At 70.3% G+C, this 25,491-nt stretch carries 15 protein-coding genes and 1 pseudogene; 3 read left to right on the forward strand and 13 right to left on the reverse strand.

Annotated features, from left to right (window positions below; translation table 11 throughout):
• Nucleotides 1-166 precede the first annotated feature (166 nt).
• On the forward strand, nt 167-2,212 hold the full coding sequence (locus ACZ562_RS13605) for a hypothetical protein (protein ID WP_471177569.1): 2,046 nt from the start codon (nt 167-169) through the stop codon (nt 2,210-2,212).
• A gap of 229 nt (nt 2,213-2,441) precedes the next feature.
• Here the strand turns inward: ACZ562_RS13605 and ACZ562_RS13610 are convergent.
• The 10 genes and pseudogenes from ACZ562_RS13610 to ACZ562_RS13655 form a co-directional block, all read right to left on the reverse strand.
• A pseudogene (locus ACZ562_RS13610) lies at nt 2,442-3,667 on the reverse strand (glycosyltransferase family 2 protein).
• 215 nt (nt 3,668-3,882) lie between these two features.
• Nucleotides 3,883-5,997, reverse strand: coding sequence for a hypothetical protein (locus tag ACZ562_RS13615; RefSeq protein WP_471177571.1), 2,115 nt, complete (start codon nt 5,995-5,997; stop codon nt 3,883-3,885).
• A 158-nt stretch (nt 5,998-6,155) separates the two neighbouring features.
• Nucleotides 6,156-7,655 (reverse strand): D-ribitol-5-phosphate cytidylyltransferase, encoded by a 1,500-nt coding sequence (locus tag ACZ562_RS13620; RefSeq protein WP_471177573.1) that lies wholly within the window; start codon nt 7,653-7,655, stop codon nt 6,156-6,158.
• An 835-nt stretch (nt 7,656-8,490) separates the two neighbouring features.
• On the reverse strand, nt 8,491-9,951 hold the full coding sequence (locus ACZ562_RS13625) for an FG-GAP repeat domain-containing protein (RefSeq protein WP_471177576.1): 1,461 nt from the start codon (nt 9,949-9,951) through the stop codon (nt 8,491-8,493).
• 187 nt (nt 9,952-10,138) lie between these two features.
• The gene (gene obgE / locus ACZ562_RS13630) at nt 10,139-11,575 is read right to left on the reverse strand and encodes a GTPase ObgE (RefSeq protein ID WP_471177579.1); all 1,437 of its coding nucleotides are present in this window, start codon (nt 11,573-11,575) and stop codon (nt 10,139-10,141) included.
• A 104-nt stretch (nt 11,576-11,679) separates the two neighbouring features.
• Nucleotides 11,680-11,934, reverse strand: a complete 255-nt coding sequence (gene rpmA, locus ACZ562_RS13635; protein WP_014672692.1) for a 50S ribosomal protein L27 — start codon at nt 11,932-11,934, stop codon at nt 11,680-11,682.
• Between the two features lie 14 nt (nt 11,935-11,948).
• On the reverse strand, nt 11,949-12,269 hold the full coding sequence (gene rplU, locus ACZ562_RS13640) for a 50S ribosomal protein L21 (RefSeq protein ID WP_009188585.1): 321 nt from the start codon (nt 12,267-12,269) through the stop codon (nt 11,949-11,951).
• 196 nt (nt 12,270-12,465) lie between these two features.
• On the reverse strand, nt 12,466-16,347 hold the full coding sequence (locus ACZ562_RS13645; protein WP_471177583.1) for an Rne/Rng family ribonuclease: 3,882 nt from the start codon (nt 16,345-16,347) through the stop codon (nt 12,466-12,468).
• A 259-nt stretch (nt 16,348-16,606) separates the two neighbouring features.
• The gene (locus ACZ562_RS13650; RefSeq protein WP_471177585.1) at nt 16,607-17,374 is read right to left on the reverse strand and encodes a TIGR03936 family radical SAM-associated protein; all 768 of its coding nucleotides are present in this window, start codon (nt 17,372-17,374) and stop codon (nt 16,607-16,609) included.
• Nucleotides 17,375-17,422: 48 nt separating this feature from the next.
• Nucleotides 17,423-18,634: a hypothetical protein gene (locus ACZ562_RS13655; RefSeq protein WP_471177588.1), complete on the reverse strand. Its 1,212-nt coding sequence runs from the start codon at nt 18,632-18,634 to the stop codon at nt 17,423-17,425.
• A gap of 229 nt (nt 18,635-18,863) precedes the next feature.
• Between ACZ562_RS13655 and ACZ562_RS13660 the strand changes: the two genes are divergently transcribed.
• Together ACZ562_RS13660 and ACZ562_RS13665 are read left to right on the forward strand one after the other, a co-directional pair.
• A complete protein-coding gene (locus ACZ562_RS13660; RefSeq protein WP_471177590.1) occupies nt 18,864-19,178 on the forward strand; it encodes a hypothetical protein in 315 nt (104 codons plus the stop codon).
• A 118-nt stretch (nt 19,179-19,296) separates the two neighbouring features.
• Nucleotides 19,297-20,280 (forward strand): hypothetical protein, encoded by a 984-nt coding sequence (locus ACZ562_RS13665; protein WP_471177592.1) that lies wholly within the window; start codon nt 19,297-19,299, stop codon nt 20,278-20,280.
• Here ACZ562_RS13665 and ACZ562_RS13670 read toward each other — a convergent pair.
• The 3 genes from ACZ562_RS13670 to ACZ562_RS13680 form a co-directional block, all read right to left on the reverse strand.
• The gene (locus tag ACZ562_RS13670) at nt 20,261-21,718 is read right to left on the reverse strand and encodes a hypothetical protein (RefSeq protein WP_471177595.1); all 1,458 of its coding nucleotides are present in this window, start codon (nt 21,716-21,718) and stop codon (nt 20,261-20,263) included. The two genes, ACZ562_RS13665 and ACZ562_RS13670, sit on opposite strands and share 20 nt — an antisense overlap.
• A 152-nt stretch (nt 21,719-21,870) precedes the next feature.
• Entirely contained in the window at nt 21,871-23,844 is a 1,974-nt protein-coding gene (locus tag ACZ562_RS13675) for a TIGR03960 family B12-binding radical SAM protein (RefSeq protein ID WP_471177598.1), read from the reverse strand.
• Between the two features lie 93 nt (nt 23,845-23,937).
• The gene (locus ACZ562_RS13680; RefSeq protein ID WP_471177600.1) at nt 23,938-25,449 is read right to left on the reverse strand and encodes a CYTH and CHAD domain-containing protein; all 1,512 of its coding nucleotides are present in this window, start codon (nt 25,447-25,449) and stop codon (nt 23,938-23,940) included.
• Nucleotides 25,450-25,491: the final 42 nt, after the last annotated feature.

The raw sequence follows: 25,491 nt of genomic DNA on the forward strand, positions 1-25,491 counted from the left end.
ACTCCAAGGCATACGGACACGCGCGTGTCGTCCAGTGGTCGGCACGCGTTAACCGGATCGTCCGTCTTACGGCGACCTTGGAGTGACCGCAGTGCACGTACGTCTCCCCCACCGGTGGTCCACGGCGAGGCTTTCGGGCCGGCCGGCCGCGCCGGAGCCCCTGCGGATGCGGAGCGCCATACGGCTTCCGCACCGGCAGACCCTGTCGACGGCGCTCGTCGCGGTCGTCCTCGCGGCCGCCTTCACCGCCCAGACCGTGGCCGCCCTGCGCCCGCACGTCCCGCTGCTGCTCGTCTCGACGGCCGCCTCGCTGGCCGTCGAGGGCTTCCTGTCCCGGTGGCAGCGGGACATGGTGACGGTGCTCGCCAAGCTGCACGCGGACCTCACCGTGCGGCACGTGCTGCGGGACCTGCTGCTCGTCGTGGGCCTGCTGCGGCTGGGCGAGCAGGACCGGGAGACGGAGTACGCGCCGCTCCTCGCCGGTCTGCTCGCCTTCTACGCGCTGCACTGCGCGATCCAGGCGGTCTCCGTCCTGGTCCGCCGCACCCGCACCCTCCCCGTGGTCACCCGCAACATCGACGCCTCCGCCCTGCGCCTGTCCTCGGCCCCGCCCGCGCTGCTGCGCCGCCCGGGCCCCCGGCTGCTGGTCTTCGGCCTGCCCTCGACGGCCGGGCTGCTGGCGACGGCGGCGAGCGGCGAGTCCGACTTCGCGGCCGTCGGCATCGCCCTGTCCCTCGGCCTCGCCCTGACGGGCCTGCTCGACCTGCTGCTGCGGCTGCTTCCTGGCCGCCGTCCGGCGGGCGAGCAGGAGGTACTGGACTGGTTCGACGCCTGGCTCGCCGAGTACCGGCCGACCGTCGGGCTGTACTTCTCCGGTGGGGCGTCCTCGGTGTACCAGGCGAACATGTGGCTGGAGCCCCTGGCCGGGCTCGAGGGACGGCCGCTGATCGTGCTGCGCGAGCGGTTCATGGTGCAGAAGATCGCGGCGACCGACATCCCGGTCGTCTGCCTGCCGAAGGTCACCCACCTGATGCGTCTGGAGCACTCCACGCTCCAGGCCCTCATCCACCCGTCGAACTCCGGCAAGACCTCCCAGGTCCTGCGCATCCCCACGATCAAGCACACCTTCGTCAACCACGGCGAGAGCGACAAGCTCTCCTCGTGCAACCCGTACGCGAAGGCGTACGACGAGGTGTGGGTGGCCGGTCCCGCGGCCCGCGAGCGGTACGCGCTGGCCGAGGTCGGCGTCGAGGACAAGGACGTGGTGGAGACCGGCCGCCCGCAGCTGGACGCGGTACTGCCGTACGCGGGCCCGCCCGCCGGTCCGTACACGACGGTCCTGTACGCGCCGACCTGGGAGGGCTGGGACGGCAACCCCGGTAACACGTCGGTGATCGCGGCCGGTGAGAACCTCGTACGGGCGCTGCTGGCGGACCCGGGCGTGCGGCTGCTGTACAAGCCGCATCCGCTGACGGGGTCGGTGGACGCGCGGGCGGGGGCGGCCGATCTGCGCATCCGGGAGCTGATCCGGACGGCGAACCGGGAGCGGGCGGGAGAGCGTCCGGCACGGGACGGTGAACTCGCCCGGCGGACGGCCGAGCTGGACCGGCTCACCGCGGACGGTTTCCGGCCGAGCGCCGATCAGGTCGAGCGGATGATGCTGCAGTCCGCCCCGCCACCGGGCCGGGCCGAGGAGGTGGCGCGGGCCACAGCGGCCTGGGAGGAGGCCTACTGGGCCTCGCTCCCGGAGGGCGAGCACCAGATCGTCACGGAGGCCCGGCCCGCGCTGTACGCCTGCTTCAACCAGGCCGATCTGCTGGTCAGCGACGTGTCGAGCGTGATCGGCGACTTCCTGGCGAGCGGCAAGCCGTACGCGGTGGCGAACACCAGCGGGCTGGCGGAGGACGCGTTCCGTACGGCCTTCCCGACGGCCGGTGCGGCGACGGTGCTGACACCGGACGCTGCGGGGGTGCCGCGACTCCTGGACGCGGTACGGCACCCGGAGCGCGACGAACTGGCCGGGGCCCGTGCCGCGTTGAAGCTACGCCTGCTGGGCCCGGCCGACCCGCCGTCCCAGGTCCGCTTCAACGGGGCGGTGCGGGCGCTGTGTTCGGCGGCGCGGGCGCACCGGGGACGGATGGCTGCGCGGGCGGCGGCGGAGGTCCCGGGGCAACGGAAGAGTTCCGAGACCGAGGAACCCGCCACTCCCTGACCGTCGTCACACCTGCGCGGGGTCCTCTCCGTCGCCGCGGCAACGCGCCTCCACGTGTCCGCGGTTCGGCCGCGAAGAAGGCGCCGCTGTCCCGAAGACCGCCGGCGCCGCCCTTCCAGGACCGTCGTCCGCCCCCGGAGCCTCCGACAGCACGAACGCCTGCAAGGGCATCACGTCCACGCCGAGGACCCGTCCCGGCCACGGGGTGACGTCCGGACGGGCCGGGAGGTCAGGCCGCCGCGGCCCGCCCCCCGGACCCGGCGTCACGCGAGGTCATCACCCGCCGTGCCCCGTGCGCGCCACCCGGCGCAGCAGTGCGTCGACGCGGTCTTCCCGGTAGCCCGGGAAGGCCCGGGCCTCGCGGGGCTCGGCGAGGTAGACGGCGTCGGGGATGCCCGCCGCCTCGTCACGGAAGTGCGGGTAGGCGAGGTAGACGCGGCGGCCCCACCTCTCCAGGACGGCTTCGGGCGCCTTCTTGGACCGCATGAACTCAAGGACATCCTTGAGGAGTTCGGGCCGCCCGGCGGCGACCAAGTGGAGCCGCAGCCGCTCGTGGACCTTGAGGCGGCGGGCGATCCCGTCGCTCCAGTACGCCTGCATCAGCGGCCTTGCCAGGTCGAACTTGTTGCGCCGGACCTTCTCTCCGTCCTTGAGGTACTTGGGGCCGAACTGCGGCAGCAGGGTGACGAGGAAGGGGCGCACCATGAGCGTGTCGCGCCTCGGGCCCGCGGGGACCATCTCGGCTATCAGCCGCATCAGGGCCCGCGCGGAGTCGAAGCGCAGGGTGTAACTCCCGCTCTTCGTGACGTGCTTGCCGTCCTCGCGGCCCACCAGGTAGTAGCAGGTGTGGTCGGCGAGCACGGAGACGCCGTCGGCCCGAAGGTAGGCCTCCATCGTGAACAGGGCGTCCTCACCGGTCCACAGTGACTCGTCGAAGCGCATGCCGTGACGTTCGAGGAGTGCGCGGCGGAAGAGCTTCTGCGCGCTCAGGGTGAACTTGATGTTTGAGGAGAAGACGTCGGTACGGTCCAGCGTCCGGCCCCACATCGACTGCGGCGGCTTGCGGTTGACTCCCTCGACCCTGCCGAGGACCACGTCCGTGCCGTTGCGGTCGGCCATGACGACCATCCGCTCCAGGGCCTCGGGGCCGAGCCGGTCGTCGGCGTCGAGGAAGAAGACGTAGCGGCCGGCGGCCTTGCCGAGCCCGACGTTGCGCGGGCCGCTGGGGCCGCCCGAGTTCTCCTGCCTGATGACCGTGACGGGCATGGGCGCGCGGCCGGCGAACTCCTCCAGGTACTCCCCCGTGCCGTCCGTCGATCCGTCGTCGACCGCGATGACCTCGATACGCGCCGGGTCGAGGGTCTGCGCCTCCACGGATGCCAGGCACTCGACCAGATACGGCATCGCTTCGTACGCCCCGATGACCACGGTCACATCAGGCTCCGGCACGATCACGCTCCCCTCGTCACGGAATATTTCCCCCCGTATCGGCTCGTTGCCTGCCTGGAAGACGGGTGCGCAGAGAAACCGGTTGCCCGGACGGCATCCTTTGGTGACTCAGGTCACGCGCGGGCGGGCCAACACGACGGACACCTGGAGATACGTACGCAGGGCCCGGTTTTCGAGGATCACTCCTCGAAAACCGGGCCCTGTCACAAGGGACCGCGCGGTCAGCCCGCGGCTGCTCCGTCCGGGTCGCCGGGGGCGGAGGCGCGCGGCACGGGCATCGCGTCGGCCAGCTCCTCCGCCTCCTCGACGTCGGCGGCCGCGATCCGTGCCTCCTGGCCGACGTTGCGCGTCTCGGCCTTGATCGCGAGGTTGCCCACAGCCGTGTTGAACTGGTCGATGGAGGTGGGCTCGTCGGGGCCGAGCAGGTACTGCTTCAGCTCCTTGCGGTCCTCGGCCAGCGGGTCGGCGCCCGGGTCGCGGACGGCCGCGAGCAGCGCGCCCAGTTCGGCCGCGCTGTTGGACAGGATCACCGCGGCGCGCACCGCGGTGTTCTGCCGCCTGAACTCCTCCACGCCGAGCTCCGCGGAGTCGGTGACCGCGTACGGCTTGCCGCTCGCGATGAAGTCGGAGACCACGCTGGAGATGTCGGAGACCATCGCGTCGGAGACGTTGAAGCAGTCGTACAGGCGCGGCTCGGCGCCCGTGATGACCCGGTGCTCCCAGCTGCCGAAGGAACGCCAGTAGGCGTCGTTCCACTCGGTGCGCAGCCGGGCGACCTCCTCGTGCTTCTTCACGTCGACCAGACCGTCGCGGCTGGCCACGGCCTCGTCGCCCTTCTCGTCACCGCCGCCGGACAGCTCGGCGATCCGGGCCTGGATGCGGGCGAGCTCCGTCCTGGCCTGCGCCTGGGCGGCCGCGTCGGTGGTGAAGCGCGGGTCGGCGGCGCGCTCGGCGGCGGCCTTCTCGATCAGGGCGGTGATCCGCCGGTGCGCGGCCCCGGCCGCGGCGCTGACGGTGCCGGTGAAGGGGTGCGGCTTGTAGAGGACGCGGACCGGCGGGTCGGCCTTCACCAGCTTCTTCACGATGTTCTCGCCGGCGAGCAGGATCGAGGTGTTCCCCGGCTGGCCGTCCCAGCCCTCCCAGGTGGGGGCGTAGAGGACCGTCGGCACGCGGTCGTCCGGCGCGCTCTGCGAGGTCTGGATGGGCGCCAGCTGCGGGCGGCCGACCTCCACGATGTCGTCGTCGCGGACGCCGACGTCGGCGATGGCGTAGCGGTCGCGGCCGGCCCGGCCCGCGGTCCACACCTCGTCGTACACCTTGCTGAACGGGTTGACGCTGGCGAGCTTGTCGCTGTCGCCGTGGCCGATGAAGACGTGCTTCATGGTCGGCACCCGCAGCATGTGGATGTTCTTGCCGACGTTCGCCGCGTAGAGCGCGACGCGCACCGTGGACAGGTCCATGTTCATCAGGTGCACCCCTCCGGGCACGCAGATGACGGGGACGGTGGTGGGCGCCAGGTTCTGCAGTATGACGCGCTCGCGAAGGATGATCAGCGGCCGGCTCGTCAGCTGCTCCATCGTCTCCAGCCACATGTTGACCTGGTACGCGGAGTCCTTGGAGCCGGAGAAGTAGAGCACCGTCTCCGGCCGGTACTCGCCCAGCCAGCCGTCGACGGCGGCCAGGACGGCCTCGTCGTTCGGCGGGATCTGCCTGCCCCGGACGTACGGCACCAGGACGGCGACGTACAGGCAGCCGAGGAACAGCGTGAGGCCGATGCCGATGAAACCGGCCGCGGGCACGTCGATGGCCGCGGAGACGAGCATGCCGACGACGGCCGCGAGGTCGAGGTGGAGCATCTTCTCCGCGGAACGGTTCAGCAGGCGCCTCGGCGGTGCGTCCGGGATGCGGATGCGCGCGGACAGGTCGACGTTGCGGGTGGCGACCGGCATCCGGCGGCGGTTGCGGATCAGGGTGACCAGCGCGCCGTGCGGGGCCTGGAGGCCGTAGAAGGCGATGAAGCAGGCGATCGCGCCGTAGAAGACCAGGTCGTCCGAGAGGCCGAGGCGGGCCAGCAACAGGATCAGGAGGAGCTGCCTGATCAGGAAGCGGATCGACAGACCGGCCCGCACCTTGCTCAGACGGTTGATCAGGTAGCTGTTCCTGCGGTGCAGGAAGTGGTCCGCCAGGTACGTCACGGCGGTCGCGGCCGCGAAGGCGGGAACGCTGGGGACGAGCGCGGCCAGCATGAGGCAGGGGAAGCCCAGCATCATGAGGACCGCCGCGGCCAGCTCGGCCGCGCTGCCCACCCGGGCGACGCGAATAGCGGTGGTTATCACGGAGAACCTGCTCTGGGAGGGGTGCCGGTTGTAAATGCCGAAAAAGTCCGGAAAGCGAATTGTGAAGACTCCGGTAAATTTACGGACTCAGGCCCCTGCGAATGCGCCGTGAGGGGCAGCCACAGAGGCCTGAATGACAGACGACTATTTGCGGTTGATTATGCCACGCCGTCCTGGCGGTCCAGAACGCTGGCAAGCGCCTGCTCGAAGCCGGAAGCCTGCCCGGCGGAGGCCGTCGGGTCCTGCTGGCGGACGTCGATGACATGCCCGGTCAGCTCGGACAACAGCACGTCGAGCGAGGTCAGGGCCACGGCCTCGGAGGACAGCAGGGTGCCCGCCGGCTCCTGCCCGAAGGCCTTGGTACGCATCGGCGTGGCGGTGCGCTCCGGGTTGATGCAGTTCACCCGGATGCCGTCACCGGCCCACTCGTCGGACAGGGCCTGGGTGAGGTTCACCATCGCGGCCTTGGTGGAGGAGTAGAGGCTGTACTCGGCACGGCCCCGGGTGTAGCTGCTGGAGGTGTACAGCAGCAGCTGGCCCTTGGTCTCGGCGAGGTATTTGTAGGAGGAGCGGGCGATCTGCACCGGGGCCAGGTAGTTGACTTTCAGTGCTTCCTCGATGGTCGCGTTGTCCGTCTCGGCCAGCTTGCCGATGCGCAGCACGCCCGCGGTGTTGACGACGTAGTCGACGCGCCCGGTCTCGCCGTACGCCTTGGACAGCGCGTCGTCGACCTCCTCCGGGTTCTCGACGTGCGTGCCGGTGGTGGAGCGGCCCAGGGCGTACACCTTCGCGCCGTAGGACTCCGCGAGGTCGCAGATGTCCTTGCCGATGCCGTACGACCCGCCGAAGACCACGACCGTCTTGCCGGTGAGGAGTTCGCGGTAGGCCTCCTCGCCCTTCTGCTCGGGCGCGGCGGTGGAGGCGAGCTGGAACAGCTTGTCGGCGATGAAGACGTCGACCGGCTGGGTGACCTTCATGTTGTACTCGTCGCCGGCGACGACATGGATCGGCACGTCCGGCAGGTACTTGAGCACGACGGAGCAGTCGTCCGTGGCCTGGAAGTTGGGGTCACCGGCCGCGACCTCGTAGGCCCGGCGGATGGTGGACAGTTTGAAGGCCTGGGGCGTCTGGCCGCGGCGCAGTCGGGAGCGGTCCGGGATCTCCGTGATGAACTCGCCGTCCTCGCCGTGCGTTCGGGTCACGATGATGGTGTCCGCCGACGGTATGGCGACGTCGACGGCCTGGAAGCGCTCCAGGGCCGTGACGCAGTCGTCGATGACGCGCTGCGACAGCAGGGGGCGCACGGCGTCGTGGAAGAGGACGTTGAGGTCCTCGCCCTCGGCCAGGCCCTCACCGAGCGCGGAAATGGCGCGTTCGGTGGTCTCGTTACGGGTCGAGCCGCCTTCGATGATCTTCTTGACCTTCTGGAACCCGGCCTTGGCGACGATCTTCTCGATGTCGGGCACGTAACCCGGCGCCATCAGCACGATGATGTCGTCGATCGAGTCGGCCTTCTCGAAGGTGGTCAGGGTGTGCTCGATGACCGCCTTGCCGGCGATCTTCAGCAACTGCTTGGGGATCGACAGACCCACGCGCTGGCCGGTGCCACCGGCCAGGATCACTGCGGTGGTACGGGGCTTGTCTATGCGCTGTGACACAGGTGACCTACCTCGGGACGACAGGGAACGTGGAAATGGTCCCACTCCGGGTTACTGCAGTGCAAGGTGAGCGCCCTCCACTGCATATGTGCACGCAACCTGTCATTCACCTTGTACTCCTGGTGATTAGGGAGACCTTCCGTTCAGCTCCCCGTGGAATTGCTGTGAGTAACTCCACAGGCGTTCGCCATTGAGCCGGGTGACGCCGGCGTCGGCGAGCCCGCTGCCGGTACACGCTGTGGCGGCCGACCTGTGCCGGACGGGGGCCGAGGCAGCCGCGGCCAGAGCACCGTACAACGCCTGGGCAGCCGGGTCTCCTGTGCCGCGTACACCCATTCGGCCGATCCGGCCGGCCATCTCCCAGTCGATCTCGGCGGCGGCGCCCCCACCGCCCACCGAGGAGTACGGATCTTCACGCCCGGCGGGGACGGGCTGCACGCGTTCTTCATATGCATGACGGCGCCGTTGCGGACGAGCATGGAATACAGCTCGTCCGGAAGCCCATTGTCACGGAATAACCTGTTAAGATCCCGCAGCATTTCGGTCTCGGCGAGGGTGAGGGAACGGTTCGCCGTGTCCGGTACGGGCCGCAGGACGACCCTCCCGGTCGCGGTCGGCGACCACGACGACGGTGACGCGCTCCGGGCCCGGCAACCAGTGGCGCCGGCACCAAGGCCACACCAGCCAGCCGCCGTTCAGCGGGTCGGGGGCGAGCCGCGTCCGGGACGGGACCGTCCGGTCACCGAACCCGGGCGTTCGTGTTCATGACGATCAGGCAGGCAGCCGTCCTTGGCGACCATGCCGAGCGTGCGCACCGGCGGGAAAAAGGGGGAGGTCACGTGGGGAACGCGAAGCCGAGCCAGCCCTCGCGGGCGACCGTGCCGAGGGCGCCGGCGCCGAAGGAGTAGGAGCCCTTGGCCGTGACCCCGGAGGCGGTGGCGCGGAACACCCACACGGCACCGGCCATGTCGTTCTCCGCGTACGAGGCCACGACGGGTTCCGACCGGCCGTCCCCGTTGCCGTCGACGAGGTGGAGGGAACGGCCGAACGCGTCACCCTTCTCGGCGGTGCCGGGAACGTCCGCGCTGTTCTGGCTGAAGACCTTGGTGCCGGCGCCGGTCGGTCCGTGCGCGCCGCCGGGCACGACGGCGAAGGAGCCCACGGCATTGCCCCTGAAGCCCATCTCGGCGATGCTCTCGCCCGGGATACCCGCCAGGATGTCCCCGTATCCGTCGCCGTCGACGTCCCCGACGGAGAGCGCACGGCCGAAGGCGTCCTCGTCTTCCTGGGCGCCGGGCACGCCGGACGTGTCCTGGGTGATCACCCGGGGTGCGGTGGTGGTCGCCGGGCCGTTGGCGGTGCCGGCGAAGACGGTGAGCGAGTTGCGGCCGAGGACGAGGTCGGCCCGGTGGTCGGCGTCGAGGTCGCCGAGCGCCAGTGTGGAGTCCTGCGGGTCGACAGCGTGGCCCTGCGCGTCCTTCAGCACGGTGGGCGGCAGCAGGCCGTCGCCGCTGCCACGGACGTAGTTCAGGAAGCCGAAGTAGTTGCCCTCGTCGTCCCGGTCGTAGGACAGCGTGACGAGGTCGGTGCTGCCGTCGCCGTCCACGTCACCGGCCGTCATGTTCCCTATCGCCAGGTCGCCGTCGGTGAGTTCGGCGTCGTCCTGGACCGAGGCGGGCAGGCCGTCCCGCCCGAACGGCCCGAACTCCGCGCGGCCGGGCTGGACCAGGTCCTGGTGTCCGTCGCCGTCGAAGTCGCCGGTGACGGACACACCGCCCTGGTACCTGCCGTCGCCGACGGCCGGCAGGACCTTCCCCGAGGCGAAGCCGGAGCGGCCGCCCCACAGCACGGTCCGGTTGCCCTCCCGGTCGATGCCGCCCTGCTGCCAGTACTCCCTGTCGGCCTCGACCAGCAGGTCGGTGTATCCGTCCCCGTCCAGGTCGGCGGCGGCGAGTCGGGTCCCGAAGTGGTCTCCGCCCTCCGGAGTACCGGGGACTCCGGATGACGCCTGCGAGTACACCTTCCTGACCGTGGGGCGGAGCCCGTCCGCGGACCCGTACAGCACGGCGACGTACCCCGCTCTGGCCTTGCCGTTCACGGTCGCGTACGGGGCGGCGACCGCCAGATCCTCGTACCCGTCCCCGTTGAAGTCCTGCCGCACCTTCGTCGCGTCGGCGGTGGTGCCGGCGGCAGCGGGCCCGGCATGGGCCGCCGGCAGCGCGGTGGCGGTGGCGGCAAGCAGGGCGAGCGCGACCACGACGGTACGCCGCATTCTGCGCGAGCGGGGATCGGACACGTCAACTCCGGGAATATGTAGGGCAGTTGGCCACAGAGGTGCTCCAAGATCACCCCCGTGCTGCCCAGTACGACTCGCCGGATCAACACATGGTTGCCCTGCAGCGCGCCGGGACTTTTCCTGGAGTTGACACAGAAGCGGTGGGCGTGCCCTGGCACTCCCACCGCCTAAACTCCCGGATACCGCTCTAGAACGGCTCGAAGTCGTCGAACTCCTGCGTCGCCTCGTCCCGTTCGGCCTGCCGGTCCCGGCGCCGCTGGGCGGCGGGCCGCGGTTCCTCGAAGCGGTGGTCCTCGCCACGGCGGCCCAGCATCTCCGCGCCGGCCATCACGGTCGGCTCCCAGTCGAAGACGACCGCGTTGTCCTCGGGGCCGATGGCGACGCCGTCCCCGGCGCGGGCACCCGCCTTCATCAACTCCTCCTCCACGCCGAGGCGGTTGAGCCGGTCCGCGAGATATCCCACGGCCTCGTCGTTGTTGAAGTCGGTCTGCCGCACCCAGCGCTCCGGCTTCTCGCCGCGCACCCGGAACAGGCCCTCGTCCTCGCGCGTCACGGTGAAGCCCGCGTCGTCGACGGCCTTGGGCCGGATGACGATCCGCGTCGCCTCCTCCTTCGGCTTGGCGGCCCGCGCCTTCGCGACCAGGTCGGCCAGCGCGAACGACAACTCCCTCAGCCCGAGGTGGGCCACGGCCGACACCTCGAAGACGCGGTAGCCGCGCGCCTCCAGATCCGGCCGCACCATCTCGGCGAGGTCCTTGCCGTCCGGTACGTCGATCTTGTTGAGGACGACGATCCGCGGACGGTCGCCGAGGCCGCCGTACTCCTTCAGCTCCGCCTCGATGATGTCCAGGTCGGAGACCGGGTCGCGGTCGGACTCCAGGGTGGCCGTGTCCAGGACGTGCACGAGGACGCTGCAGCGCTCCACATGCCGCAGGAACTCCAGGCCGAGGCCCTTGCCCTGGCTGGCGCCCGGGATCAGCCCCGGCACGTCGGCGATGGTGTACACGGTCGAGCCGGCGGTCACCACGCCCAGGTTCGGCACGAGCGTCGTGAAGGGATAGTCGGCGATCTTCGGCTTCGCGGCGCTCAGCACCGAGATCAGCGACGACTTGCCCGCGCTCGGGTAACCGACCAGCGCCACGTCGGCGACCGTCTTCAGCTCCAGGACGATTTCCTGGAGATCCCCCGGCTCCCCGAGCAGCGCGAACCCGGGCGCCTTGCGCCGCGCGGACGCAAGCGCCGCGTTGCCGAGGCCGCCACGGCCGCCCTGCGCGGCGACGTACGACGTCCCGTGCCCCACCAGGTCGGCGAGCACGTTGCCCGCCTTGTCGAGGACGACGGTGCCGTCCGGCACGGGAAGGACGAGGTCCTGGCCGTCCTTGCCGGAGCGGTTGCCGCCCTCCCCCGGCTTGCCGTTCGTGGCCTTGCGGTGCGGGGAGTGGTGGTAGTCGAGGAGGGTCGTGACGGACTGGTCGACGGTGAGGGTGACATCCCCGCCGCGGCCGCCGTTGCCGCCGTCCGGGCCGCCGAGCGGCTTGAACTTCTCGCGGTGGACGGAGGCACAGCCGTGACCTCCGTTACCCGCGGCGACGTGCAGCTCGACGCGGTCCACGAAGGTGGTCATGGGATGTGCCTCCAGTTACGTACAGGAATGTCTCTTGGTCAACACGCGAAAGGCGGACCCGCTTCCCGAACGGGAAGTGAGGTCCGCCTCGCGAAAGCTTCCGGTCAGGCGACCGGAACGATGTTCACGACCTTGCGGCCACGGTGGGTGCCGAACTGCACCGAACCGGCCTGCAGGGCGAACAGCGTGTCGTCGCCGCCACGGCCGACGCCCGCGCCGGGGTGGAAGTGGGTGCCGCGCTGGCGGACCAGGATCTCACCCGCGCTGACGACCTGACCGCCGAAGCGCTTCACGCCGAGCCGCTGGGCGTTCGAGTCGCGACCGTTCCGGGTGGACGATGCGCCCTTCTTGTGTGCCATTGCTCAGTCCCTCTTTACTTCGCGGCCGTCGGGATGGACGTGACCTTGATCGCCGTGTACTGCTGACGGTGACCCTGGCGACGGCGGTAGCCGGTCTTGTTCTTGTAGCGCAGAATGTCGATCTTCTGGCCCTTGTGGTGGTCCACGACCTCGGCCTGGACCTTGATGCCGGCCAGCACCCACGGGTCGCTGGTCACAGCGTCGCCGTCGACAACGAGCAGGGTCGAGAGCTCGACCGTGTCGCCAACCTTGGCAGTGGAAATCTTGTCAACCTCAACGATGTCGCCGACAGCAACCTTGTGCTGGCGACCACCGCTGCGCACGATGGCGTACACGCGGATCTCACTCTCTCGCTCGGGAACGGCACCCCCGCAGTCCAGCCGCCCGGCACGCGGACGGCCTCTCCGGAGCACCCTGTGCCCTGGAGGATGAGGTTTACGGGGATGTGGCGCGCTATGGCACGCCGACGGTCAAGACTACGGTCCTGCTCCCGAGGGGTCAAACCGAGCCCCTCGGGGGCAGGAGGCCGGGTCAGTCCTCCGTCGAGGCCGACACCGACGGTGCCGTCTGCTGCGCCGCCGCCGTCGTCTTCGACGTCGACTTCGCCGCCTTCTTGGCCGTCGCCTTCTTCGCGGCCGTCTTCTTCGCGGCCGTCTTCTTGGCCACCGCCGTCTTCTTGGTGGCGGCCTTCTTCGCCGTGGCCTTCTTCGCCGTCTTGCGGGCGGCCGTCTTCTTGGCCGGAGCCGCGTCCTCGGCGGCCTCCTCCACGGCCTGCCCGGCGGGCTGCGCCTCCGTGGCCGACGGGACGACCACGACGGCCGTCTCCACGGGCGCGGTGGGCGCGGTGGCCTTGCGGACGGCACGGCGGCGCGGACGGGCCGGGGCGGCGCTCTCGGCGGGCACCTCGGCCACCGGCTCGGGCTGCCCGGCCGGAGCCGGAGCCTCCTCGGCCACCTGCGGCGCGGCCTCGGCGACCGTCACCACGGCGGCCTCCGCCCCGGCCGGCGAACCGGCGGGCGCGGACACCTTGCGGGTCGCGCGACGGCGCGTACGTCCCTTGGGGGCGGCCTCCTCGGCGGCCGGAGCCCCGGCGACCGGGGCCTCGACCACCGGATCCTCGGCGGCGACCGGCTCCGCGAGCGCCTCGGCGGCCGACTCCGGCATCACCGCACGCGCGGCCTCCTGCTCGATCGTGACGTCCTGAGCGGTCGGCGTCTCCTCGCGCCTCGGCGCGCCGGCCGGAGCCGACGCCCGCCGGCTCGCCCGGCGCCGCGTACGGCCGCGGCCGGCCGCGGCCTCCGCCTCGGCGACGCTGCTGTACAGCTCCTCGTCCGGCGCGAAGTCGGGCGCGGGCAGCGCGACGGGCTCGGCGGCCTCGGCAGCGACCTCGACCTCGGTCTCCTCGGGGAGCTCCGGGACCTCGACGGCCACCGCGGCCTCGTGCTCGTGCACATGCCCGTCACCACCGCGGCCGCGCTTCTTGCGCTTGCCGCCGCCCCCGGCGGAGGCCGGCTGCTCCATGTGCACGATGACACCGCGTCCGTTGCAGTGGACACAGGTCTCGGAGAAGGACTCCAGCAGCCCCTGCCCGACCCGCTTACGGGTCATCTGCACGAGCCCGAGCGAGGTCACCTCGGCCACCTGGTGCTTCGTACGGTCGCGGCCCAGGCACTCGAGGAGGCGGCGCAACACCAGGTCCCGGTTGGACTCCAGAACCATGTCGATGAAGTCGATCACGATGATGCCGCCGAGGTCGCGCAGCCGCAGCTGGCGCACGATCTCCTCGGCCGCCTCCAGGTTGTTCCTGGTGACCGTCTCCTCAAGGTTGCCGCCCTGCCCGGTGAACTTGCCGGTGTTGACGTCGACGACGACCATCGCCTCGGTCCGGTCGATCACCAGCGAACCGCCGCTGGGCAGCCACACCTTGCGGTCCAGCGCCTTGGCGAGCTGCTCGTCGATCCGGTAGGTGGCGAAGACGTCGACCTCGGAGGTCCACTTCGACAGCCGTTCGGCCAGGTCCGGCGCGACGTGCGAGACATAGCCGTGGATGGTCTCCCACGCCTCGCCGCCGCTGACGACGACCTTGGAGAAGTCCTCGTTGAAGATGTCCCGCACAACCCGGACGGTCATGTCCGGCTCGCCGTAGAGCAGCGTCGGCGCGTTGCCGCTCTTGGACTTCTTCTGGATGTCCTCCCACTGCGCCTGCAGGCGCTCGACGTCCCGGCGCAGCTCGTCCTCGCTGGCACCCTCGGCGGCGGTGCGCACGATGACGCCCGCGTCCTCGGGGACGATCTTCTTGAGGATGGTCTTCAGCCGCGCCCGCTCGGTGTCGGGCAGCTTGCGGCTGATACCGGTCATCGAGCCCTCGGGCACGTACACGAGGTAGCGGCCGGGCAGGGACACCTGGCTGGTGAGCCGCGCGCCCTTGTGCCCGATCGGGTCCTTCGTCACCTGCACGAGCACGGACTGCCCGGACTTCAGCGCGCTCTCGATGCGCCGCGGCCCGTTGGCCATGCCGAGCGCCTCGAAGTTGACCTCACCGGCGTACAGGACGGCGTTGCGTCCCTTGCCGATGTCGATGAAGGCGGCCTCCATGGACGGCAGCACGTTCTGGACCTTGCCCAGGTAGACGTTGCCGACGTACGAGGTCGACTGCTCCTTGTTGACGTAGTGCTCCACGAGGATGTTGTCCTCGAGGACACCGATCTGCGTACGGTCGCCGTGCTGACGCACGACCATCACACGCTCGACGGCCTCGCGCCGGGCCAGGAACTCGGCCTCGGTGATGATCGGAACCCGGCGGCGCCCCTGCTCACGCCCCTCGCGGCGGCGCTGCTTCTTGGCCTCGAGACGCGTCGAGCCCTTGATGGACTGCACCTCGTCGGACGGCTCGGCGGGCTTGCGGGGCTCGCGGACCTTGACGACGGTGCGCTCGGGGTCGTCCGACGACGGCTCGGCCTCCGTGCCGGAGTCACCGGAACGGCGGCGACGGCGACGACGGCGACGACTGCTGCTGGAGCCCGAACCGCCCTGGTCGTCACGGTCCTCGTCCGCGGCGTCCGCGGCCTCCTCCTGGTCTTCCTCGACCTGCTCGGCGGTGTCCTCGGCGTCCTGTTCGGCCTGCTCGTCGGCGAGCTCGTCGGACTCCTCCGAGTCGTAGTCACCGGCGGACTCGCCCCGGCGACGGCGGCGGCCACCACGACGGCGACGGCGCCGCGAACCGGTCTCCTCGGTCTCGTCGGCCTCGTCGGCCTCGGCGGAGTCGTCGTCCGACTCCTCGGACTCGGCCGGCTCCTCCACGACGACGGTCTCGGCGGCGCGGGCCTCGGCGTCCTCGCCCCCGGCGCCCCGGCGACGGCGGCGGCGGCGCGAGCCGGTCTCCTCCTCGACTGCCTCCGGGGCCTCAACGACCTCAACGGGCTCTTCGGTCCCGGCCGCCTGGGCGGCAGCGGCAGCTGCGGCCCGCTCCGGCGTCTGGAACATCGGCTCGGTGAAGACGGGCGCCTGGAAGACGGCGACCGCGGGCCGCGCCGGCCGGCGCGGAGCCTCGGCCGACTCCTCGGCTGCGGACTGAGCGGGCGCGGCGAAACCACCGGCGGCCTGCCGGACGGCCCGACGCCGCGCACGCCGCGGAGCGGCCTCCTCAGCCGCTTCCTCAGCGGCCTTCGGCTCTACGGCCTCTGCGGCCTCGGCGGTCTTCGGCTCTACGGCGGCCTCCGCGGCCGGCGGCTCCACGGGGGCCGCGGCGGCCTCGGGCGCGCCGACGGGCGCCGTCGCGCGCCGGGTGGCACGCCGACGCGTACGACCGGCAGGCGCAGCCTCCTCGGCAACAACGGCAGGCTCGGCAGGCACCACGGCCCCGGCCTCGACGGCCCCGGCCTCGACCACCTCTACGGTCTCCGCGGTCTCCACGGCCTCCGCCGCCTCGGCGGCAGCAGGCGACGCCGCGGGCGCCGTCGCGCGCCGGGTCGCACGCCGACGCGTACGACCGGCAGGCGCAGCCTCCTCGGCAACAACGGCAGGCTCGGCGGGCGCCTCGGCCGGCACCACGGTCTCCGCCGCCTCGGCGGCGGCAGGGGCGGTGGCAGGCGCGGACACGCGGCGGGTCGCACGCCGACGCGTACGAACGGCAGGCGCAGCCTCCTCGGTGACGGGCTCGGCGGCGGCTTCGGCTTCCGCTGTCACTGCTGCTGCCGTCCCGGCGCTCTCGGTGCTCTCGTCACTCGCGTCCGCAGCGAGGTCGCCGGACTCCGCGGCCGGTATGGCTGGAGCGGTGGTCTCCGCAGGGGTGTCGGAGGCGCCGACGGGCGGACCCGCCGGGCGGGAAGCGGCACGGCGCCGACGACGCGGCGGCAGGGTGTCGCTGGGGGTGTTCAATTCGGAACCCTCAGTGGGTTCGATCGGCTCGAGCATGCGGGCGTTTCTCCCGTCAGGCTCCCGGGCGCCGCGCCTGGTCCGGCGATGCCGGTGACGTCCGCGGCTCGCGCGGTGCGCGGTGCCGCCGTCCGGGGCGCGGGCGCCGCACGGGAGCTTTCTGTGTCCTGTCTCGCCGGTTCCGTACGCCGAATGCGTACGGCCTGGCGAAAGTCTTGTGGTCGGTGCGCTGCCCGACCCAGGTGGCTCCCGAGTACGAGGGCGGCGCTACGACGTCCGTCCCTGAGCGGAACCTTCCTTACGCCGACGCCTTCGCGGCGGCAGTCGCGGCGGCCGGGGATTCCTCGGTCGCTGCTGCCTCGCGGTCGGGCGCGAGCGGGTCGGTCACCACACCGGTCTCTTCATCGAACAGCCCCTGCGCCAGCCTGGTCACCGCTGCGGGGACCGGCGGCGCCAGGTCGGCCACGGCGCGGAGACCGGACAGGACGTCGTCGGGTCGTACGGCAGGCGTCACGTGCCGAACAACCAGCCGCAGTATCGCACAGGGCTGGTCGGTCGGCCTATCAGCCTGCGCGCCCAGCGTTTCAAGGTGCGCGACCGCCGGGCGGGCGTCGAAGGTACGCATGCCGTTCTTGGTCATGCGCTGGACCTCGACGGTCCCGGCGGAACGGAAGGCCGCGGCCGCGCGTTCGGCGTCGGCCGGGTCGACGCCGTCCAGCCGCAGCTCCCACACGGAAGCCGTGAGCCGGTCGGCGAGCCCCGAGGTCCGGGCCTCGACCGCCTCGACGACGTCGAGCCCTGCGGGCAGCGACTCGTCGAGGAGGATCCTGAGCTGCTCGGGATCGCGCGCATCGGTGAGCGCGATCTCCAGGTACTCGGCCTCACTGCCCGTGCCGGTGGGTGCGGCATTGGCGTACGACACCTTCGGATGCGGCGTGAACCCCGCCGAGTACGCCATCGGCACCTCGGCACGGCGCAGCGCACGCTCGAAGGCGCGCTGGAAGTCACGGTGGCTGGTGAACCGGAGGCGGCCGCGCTTGGTGTAGCGCAGTCGGATGCGCTGCACCGCGGGTGCGGGCGGCGGGCCTACGGGCTGTCGCTTGCCCAGTGTCGTTCAGTCCTTCGTGAGAGCCGTCGTACTGCTACCTAGAGTACGTGTGTCACGGGCCGCCGGTTCCCGCCGGTCCACGGCCTCCGGCTGCCGCGACTCCCCGAAGAGCATCCGCCGGAAGTCGGCGCGGGCCTGGCGGACGGACTCGCGGGCGGAGGCGAGCGCCTGCCGTGTGGCCCGCCCGACACTGCGGGCGGCCTCTGCGGCAGGACGCAGGACCACGTCCCGTACGGCATGCCCCACCGGCGTCAGCACGCCGCGGTACACCCAGCGCACCGGCTCCACGAACACCCACCGGAAGACGGTGGCGAGGAACCGCCCGACGGCGAGCGAGATGTGCCCCGCGATCCGCCAGGCGTGCCCTAGGGCCTCGCCGATCTCCCGCCCGACGACGAGCAGAACGCGGCCGACGGGCGCCAGTACCCATCGCCACAGGGCGAGGGCCGGCAGCACGACCAGCAGGCGGGCGGTCCAGTACAGAACCAGGCCGATGCCCGTGACCGACATGCGCGCCGCCCACGCGATTCCCCCGGCGCACCACACGACGGCGCGGCCGAGGGGCGTGAGGATCCATGCGTACACCCACATGGCAGGTACGACGACGAGATACCGCACCAGCCAGGCCACGGCGGTGTACACGCCGATGCCGGCCAAGGCGATCACCGCGCCGAACCCCCTCAGGACCCACAGGACGGCACGCCCGACCGGAGCGAGCACGCGCGCGTACACCCAGGCCAGCCCGGCCCCGATCCCGCGCCCGACCCACACCAACCCGGCCCAGACCCCACGCCCCACCCACACCAACCCGGCCCAGACCCCACGCCCCACCCACACCAACCCGGCCCAGACCCCACGCCCCACCCACACGAGGGCGTTTCCGAGTGGCGTCAGCACCTGCCGGTGGAACCACACGGCCGGCACGACGACGAGCACGTACCCGAGCCACCCGAACCCCTTTGCCACGGGCACGACGACGTACCGCCACAGGGCCACCCAGGGCCACACGAACAGCGCATGCCCGACCCACGACAGAGCGCGCCCCACCGGCCGCAACACCGTGTCGTTCAGGAACCGCCCCGCGACGACGAGCGCGTCCCACACCATCCGCACCGGCACGACCAGCACGAGCGCCACGATCCGCACGGGTATGCGGATCGCGACCACGAGGCACCCCTCGGGCTCCTGGCGCTGCTGCGGCGGCTTCTGGAGATCCATACCGACGTAGACGCCACAGCCGCCCGTCCGGATCCCATCTCGCCCTGCCGTTCCCCGCCCGTCCTCGAATTCCCCGCACACCGGCCTTGATCACTATGAGCCCGGGGTGCGTGCGCAGGGCCGCGTACGGACGGTCCGGCGACAACACCGGGCCCGAGGCGAGGTGTTCGCATTGCGGGATGCACCGACCGGGTTGAGAGTGGATTTATCGGGCCTGGTCCGCGAACGGATGAAGCAGCACACCGCACAGCGCATCTGGAACCAGCATGGCCAGAACCACCCGGCGGTACGCCTCCCACAGGGTCGACGCATCCCTCCTGGCTGCGGCACTTCTGTTCCCGACGGGTCTGACGAGTGCTGTGGCAGCGCCTCAGACCCTCAGCGCGAGCGGGCCCGACGCACCCGCTCAGACGACACCGCCTCCGTCGTCCACGCCTACGCCGCCTCCCTCGTCGACGCCGACTGTGTCATCGACGCCCACGCCCACGCCTACCGGGTCCGCACCGACCGATACGACGAATTCGAGCAGCACGTCGAACACTGATCAGTCGTCAGGTACCGGTGACACGGACCAGCAGGCGCAACAGACGCAAGCGATTGAAGACGTAACGACCCGTCTGAACGAGGAGCAGGAAGAAGTACCTCAAGAGCTCACGTCGGCCGTGGAGAAACTGACCACCGCGCTACGGGAGGTCGAAGACCCGCAGACGTCACCGCAGGACAGGCAGGAGGTCATCGAAAGCGGGAGTGACCTCGCCTCGACGCTGGCAGTCATCGGCGACGAGAGCACGCCCCACAGGCTGCGGGAACAGTTGACCGCGCTCGTGAAGCAGGTGACCTCGACCCTGGAGGTGGGCCACGAGCAGAGCGTGCCGCCCGAGGACCGGTCGAGGCTCCTCATGGTGGTGAAGAGGACGACATCGGCCCTTGAGATGATCGCAGACCCCGATACGCCGCAGAAGAAGCGGGGACCGCTGACAGCAATCGTGGAGGACGTGAACTACGCCCTGGAGAACAGCCAGGGCGCGACGGACATCGGCCGCACGGCGATGTGGGCGAGCTCCTCGATGAGCTGGCTCCTCCACTCGAACATACCTCTGGAGCGCCAGGACCGGCTCGCGGATGCCACACGGCAGGTCAGTCGGCTGGCGCGGCAGGCAAGCGACCCCAGGAGGTCGTCGGCGGACCGGGCCGAAGCCCGGGAGGAAATGAGGGACCGGACCGCCCGGATGAAGGATGAGCAGGAGGAAGCCGCCTCGGCGCAGGATCCGCCGGACGACCCCCTCGGCAAGGCGGCCGAAGTGTGCACCAACGCCATATTCGAGGCCGTCCCGGATCGTCTTCTCACCGAGGGGCTGAAAGATCGGATCCCCCCGAGCTGGGACAGCGAAGGGGTCAAGGACTTCTGGAAGGCCAAGAACGAGGAAAACGACTCGCTCGACGTCCTCGCCCAGCTGCAGAACGACGAACACACCCACGCCGCCTTCGAAGTCGCAGCCCTCATCACAGGGCTCGCCGAAGTCCTACCGGGGAGCCAACTGAACGCAACGCTCGGAGATCCGGCCCTCTATTGCGCGCAGACAGCCGTTTACCTGGACCAGGACGGGATCACAGCGGGGACCTGGCTCACGTTGTCCGAAGGGTAGACAGCAATTCCGCGACGGACACCTCTGAATCAGCGTGAACGATGGCAGCTCCGTACCTGTCCAATTCCCTCCTCTCCTCCGAGTAGGAACCCGGCGCCCCGGTGAAAGGGACGGATGAAATGGAGGATACCATCGGGCCCCCCGGCGACCAGATCGCCGTTACATAGCGGGGTTTACGCGTCACATTGATGAGATTGTTGTTGTGCCGCACCCTCCCGTGATACATGAGCCGCGACCCGCACAACCTCCATGGGCAGTATCGTGCTTCGTTTTTGTGCCACGAATAGTGAGTAGCGCCGAACTCCTTCTCATCCAGCTTCCCTCGGTCCTTCCTCATGTATGCAACCTGCACGTCGACGCCCACAATGTCGTACCTGGCGTCTTCAGGGAGCTGGAAGACGCGCTCCAGAGCGTATTCTTGCCCGACTTCCAGCCACTTGCCGGGACCGTAGAAATGCCCGCTACTTATTGTGGTGTACGTGAGGTCGTCGACATAGAGTTCCGCCTCCCCCACCGGATCGCCCCGCTCGCCCGCACTCTCTCTCCACTTCGTCAACAAATCCGTGTCCTTGGGGAATCTAGAATACGCAGCAGCTCGGCCGCGGACCGTGTAAATGTCATTGATGATGTAGACAGGAATCCCGCCGGTGTTCTTCATGTAAAGCGTCAGCGGGACGTGAACAAACGGCAGTCCGCGGTCCGGCCGCGACGTCCCGAATTTCGCCCGCAAAGTGAAGTGCATGGGGGCTGCCGCGGGTTGGTACATGGTCGAATATGCCAGGCTGACGGCAGTCAGCAGTACGGTGGCGACCACACCGGCCGCAAATGTCTTGGGTTGCGGGACTCCCTTCCATGATTTCTCTCGAACAAGAAGGAGGACCGCCCACAGAGACCAGCACCAGAGGGGCATGAACACCAGCAGATAGGGCGTGTATTCCTTTTCTTCGAGCCACATGAACAGAAGGAGGCTGGCCGTGGCCAGTGAAATGAGGACCCCGAGCAGGACGACCGCTCCGGAGATCTTGAACTGCCGTCTTCCCCAGTAGTCGAGCACCATGACCGCGGCAGCACCCTGCACCACACCTGACAGAACGAAAAGTGCCCCGGTCATCCGTTGCGCAAAGGTAGGCGCCCCGGAGGCGTCCGGCCATCCGATAACCGCGTTGAGCACCATGGACGCCAGCAGTCCCGCCATCATGCACACGATGGTCGCGCGCCTTCTCCACGCTCGGTCAGGCCACGTCCCGCTGCCACCTCCGCGCCAGCATATGGATGCCGGATCCTCCAGATCCATGTTCTCCGGGTAACCGAGGCGGCCGAGTATTTTTCGCAGCTCACGCAGCGACCAGGCACTACCGGCCGGCTCGCTGCCAACGGTGACCCGGCGAAGACCACGACTGTCCGGTGCCTCGACAACGACCCATGGACGGATGCTCATGGAACCAGGCTCAAACCTGCCCCACCCTTGCGCACGCGGGGCTACCCCGTTCGGCCTCCCAACGGTGCACTGAGGAAAGACGCATTGAGCCCCCTCCGCCAAGAAGGGGGCTCAGTGGTCTTCCAACGGCTTCAGTCGGCCGCGTCAGCACATCAGTGCGTGTGCCCGCTCCCGCTCCCCGCCGGCTGCTTCACCGTCAGTGGCAGCAGCTTCTTGCCCGTCGGTCCGATCTGGATGCTGGTGTCCATCGCGGGGCAGACCCCGCAGTCGAAGCACGGCGTCCAGCGGCAGTCCTCTACCTCGGTCTCGTCGAGGGCGTCCTGCCAGTCCTCCCAGAGCCAGTCCTTGTCGAGGCCGGAGTCGAGGTGGTCCCAGGGCAGGACCTCCTCGTAGGTGCGCTCACGCGTCGTGTACCAGTCGACGTCGACCCCGAAGCCGGCCAGTGCCTTGTCGGCGCAGCTCATCCAGCGGTCGTAGGAGAAGTGCTCGCGCCAGCCGTCGAAGCGGCCGCCGTCCTCGTAGACGGCGCGGATCACGGCGCCGATGCGGCGGTCGCCGCGCGACAGCAGGCCCTCGACGATGCCGGGCTTGCCGTCGTGGTAGCGGAAGCCGATGGAGCGGCCGTACTTCTTGTCGCCGCGGATCTTGTCGCGGAGCTTCTCCAGACGGGCGTCCGTCTCCTCGGCCGACAGCTGCGGCGCCCACTGGAAGGGCGTGTGGGGCTTCGGGACGAAGCCGCCGATGGAGACCGTGCAGCGGATGTCGTTCGAGCCGGAGACCTCGCGGCCCTTCTGGATGACACGGGTCGCCATGTCGGCGATCTGGAGGACGTCGTCGTCGGTCTCCGTCGGCAGACCGCACATGAAGTACAGCTTGACCTGGCGCCAGCCGTTGCCGTAGGCGGTGGCGACGGTGCGGATCAGGTCCTCCTCCGAGACCATCTTGTTGATGACCTTGCGCATGCGCTCGGAGCCGCCCTCGGGCGCGAACGTCAGGCCCGAGCGCCGCCCGTTGCGGGTCAGTTCGTTGGCCAGGTCCACGTTGAAGGCGTCCACGCGGGTCGACGGCAGCGAGAGGCCGATCTTGTCTTCCTGGTACCGGTCCGCCAGGCCCTTGGCGATGTCGCCGATCTCGCTGTGGTCGGCGGAGGACAGCGACAGCAGGCCGACCTCCTCGAAGCCGGTCGCCTTCAGGCCCTTCTCGACCATGTCGCCGATGCCGGTGATCGACCGCTCGCGCACCGGGCGGGTGATCATGCCGGCCTGGCAGAAGCGGCAGCCGCGGGTGCAGCCGCGGAAGATCTCGACCGACATCCGCTCGTGGACGGTCTCGGCGAGCGGGACCAGCGGCTGCTTGGGGTAGGGCCACTCGTCCAGGTCCATGACGGTGTGCTTGGACACGCGCCACGGGACGCCCGACCTGTTGGGGACTACCCGGGCGATACGGCCGTCGGGGAGGTACTCGACGTCGTAGAACGCCGGGATGTACACCGAGCCCGTCTTCGCTAGGCGGAAGAGAACCTCCTCACGGCCGCCCGGCCGGCCCTCCGCCTTCCACTCACGGATGATCTTCGTCATGTCGAGAACGGCCTGCTCGCCGTCGCCGATGATCGCCGCGTCGATGAAGTCGGCGATCGGCTCGGGGTTGAAGGCCGCGTGGCCGCCGGCCAGGACGATCGGGTCGTCGAGGCCGCGGTCCTTGGACTCCAGCGGGATGCCGGCGAGGTCCAGAGCCGTGAGCATGTTCGTGTAGCCCAGCTCGGTGGAGAAGGAGAGACCGAACACGTCGAAGGCCTTGACCGGCCGGTGGCTGTCCACGGTGAACTGCGGGACGCCGTGCTCCCGCATCAGCGCCTCCAGGTCCGGCCACACGCTGTAGGTGCGCTCGGCGAGGACGCCCTCCCGCTCGTTCAGTACCTCGTAGAGGATCATGACGCCCTGGTTGGGCAGGCCCACCTCGTACGCGTCCGGGTACATGAGCGCCCAGCGGACGTCGCACGACTCCCACGGCTTGACGGTGGAGTTGAGCTCTCCGCCGACGTACTGGATCGGCTTCTGCACATGCGGGAGCAGAGCTTCGAGCTGCGGAAACACAGACTCTGCGGCCGCAGCGACTTCGGCAGGCATCTCGCGAACCTTCGTGAGCTGGACGGAACTGACAGGACTGAATGACAGGGGTGACCATCTAGCCTAACGCGACCGCGACGGCTCCCCGCACGCTCAGACCTCCGCCCCGTCCGAGATCCCCTGCCACACGGCGGGCAGCGCCGCCTCCACCCCCGCCGCCCGCTGCTCCTCGCGCCCGTACAGCACCCCGTACGTGAAGGAGCTCTCGCCCGCCGCATGCGCCACGGCGGACAGCTCGCGCAGGGTCCGGCGGACCATCACGCTGTCCTGGTGGTCGCCGAGCAGGCCCTGCAGAAACTTCATGGCCTTGACCAGGTCGGCGGCCGGCTCGCCGAGGGCCGGGGCGGCGGCCTCCGCCGAGTACCGGGTGCGCTTGGCCTTCTTGCGGGCCTCGTGCACGGCGACGTCGCGGTCCTGGCCGGGCGGCAGCTCCAGTGCCCGTGCGACGTGTCCGGACAGCGTGCCGAAGTCCTTCCGTACGGTTTTGGCGATCACCTTGGCGGGCTTGCCACCGGCCGCTTCGAGCAGCGGCGGCTCGGTGACCACGGCGTCCAGGGTGTCGAGCAGGGCCATGTACCGCCCCGAGTCCAGAACCCCGATCAGGCGGCTGCGCGATCCGCCGCGCTTGGCGTTCGCCCAGGTGCGCAGCCGGGTGCGGACCGGGCCGGAGACCAGCGGCCGGGGCAGTTCGCCGAGGGACGCGGTCAGGCGCTCGGTCAGCACCTCCTGGTCCCGGTCCACGCCCAGCTCGCCGGCCAGCCACTTGAGCTCCTCACCGATCGGGTCGGTGACGGCCCGGTCGAGGACCTTCCCGTACGAGCGGAAGGCGCTGCGCATCCGGCGGGTGGCGACCCGCATCCGGTGCACCGAGTCGTACACGTCCCGCCGGACGGCGGGGTCGAGTTCGACGATGGCGTCCCGTTGTGCGCGGACGTACGCGAGGACGTGGTCGCCCGCCGTCACGGGCTCCTGGGGAGGCGGACCCTCGCGCCTCTTCCTGTCCTTCTTCGAGGCGGTCTCCGTCAGAGCCCGCGCGAGCTTCGACGCCGCCGGGGACGGCCGTACGCCCGCCTTGCGCAGCCGCTTGTCCACCTTGTCGAGGAAGGCGGGGTCACCTCCGTCGGCCAGCTCCACCTCGATCTCGGTCCACTGGGCGCTGCCGCCGGCCCCGGTCAGCCGCTCGGCGCGCACGGAGTCCACGCTCACCTCGGCGAGCAGCCGGCCCTCAGCGTCCACGAGATCCCGTACGTCCCGGTCGGAGCGCAGCCGGACCAAGGGCGCCGGCTCCGCGTCCCGCACCCGGGAGCGGATCAGGCCGGCGAGCGTACGGGGGAGGGTGTCGGACAGCGGCGCCTGGATCTCGTCCCGCACACCCGGGGCGACGGGGAACTTCAGATGCCAGCCGGCGTCGGACCCGCCGGTGCGGCGGCGCAGGGTGATCGAGGCGGCGGCGAGGCGTTCGTCGGCGGTGTCGTAGTAGACGGCGTCCAGTTGCGCGACGCCCTTGTCGACGACGGCCGCGACCCCGGCGACGCCGGTGAGGTCGGGCAGCCCGCTCTCGTCGGACTCGTACTTCCGCTCGATCTCGCGCTTGGTGTCCGCCATGAACTGAATCTAGTGCGCGGCGGGCGGTTGCGGCAGGGGGCG

It is taken from the genome of Streptomyces sp. NPDC040410 (assembly GCF_055595715.1).

Excerpts from the sequence above, each read along its gene's own strand:
- ACZ562_RS13605 (WP_471177569.1), top strand. The coding sequence starts at position 167 with ATGCGGAGCGCCATACGGCTTCCGCACCGGCAGACCCTGTCGACGGCG.
- obgE (WP_471177579.1), bottom strand. The coding sequence starts at position 11,575 with ATGACCACCTTCGTGGACCGCGTCGAGCTGCACGTCGCCGCGGGTAAC.
- rpmA (WP_014672692.1), bottom strand. The coding sequence starts at position 11,934 with ATGGCACACAAGAAGGGCGCATCGTCCACCCGGAACGGTCGCGACTCG.
- ACZ562_RS13645 (WP_471177583.1), bottom strand. The coding sequence starts at position 16,347 with ATGCTCGAGCCGATCGAACCCACTGAGGGTTCCGAATTGAACACCCCC.
- ACZ562_RS13655 (WP_471177588.1), bottom strand. The coding sequence starts at position 18,634 with ATGGATCTCCAGAAGCCGCCGCAGCAGCGCCAGGAGCCCGAGGGGTGC.
- ACZ562_RS13660 (WP_471177590.1), top strand. The coding sequence starts at position 18,864 with ATGAAGCAGCACACCGCACAGCGCATCTGGAACCAGCATGGCCAGAAC.
- ACZ562_RS13670 (WP_471177595.1), bottom strand. The coding sequence starts at position 21,718 with ATGAGCATCCGTCCATGGGTCGTTGTCGAGGCACCGGACAGTCGTGGT.
- ACZ562_RS13675 (WP_471177598.1), bottom strand. The coding sequence starts at position 23,844 with ATGCCTGCCGAAGTCGCTGCGGCCGCAGAGTCTGTGTTTCCGCAGCTC.
- ACZ562_RS13680 (WP_471177600.1), bottom strand. The coding sequence starts at position 25,449 with ATGGCGGACACCAAGCGCGAGATCGAGCGGAAGTACGAGTCCGACGAG.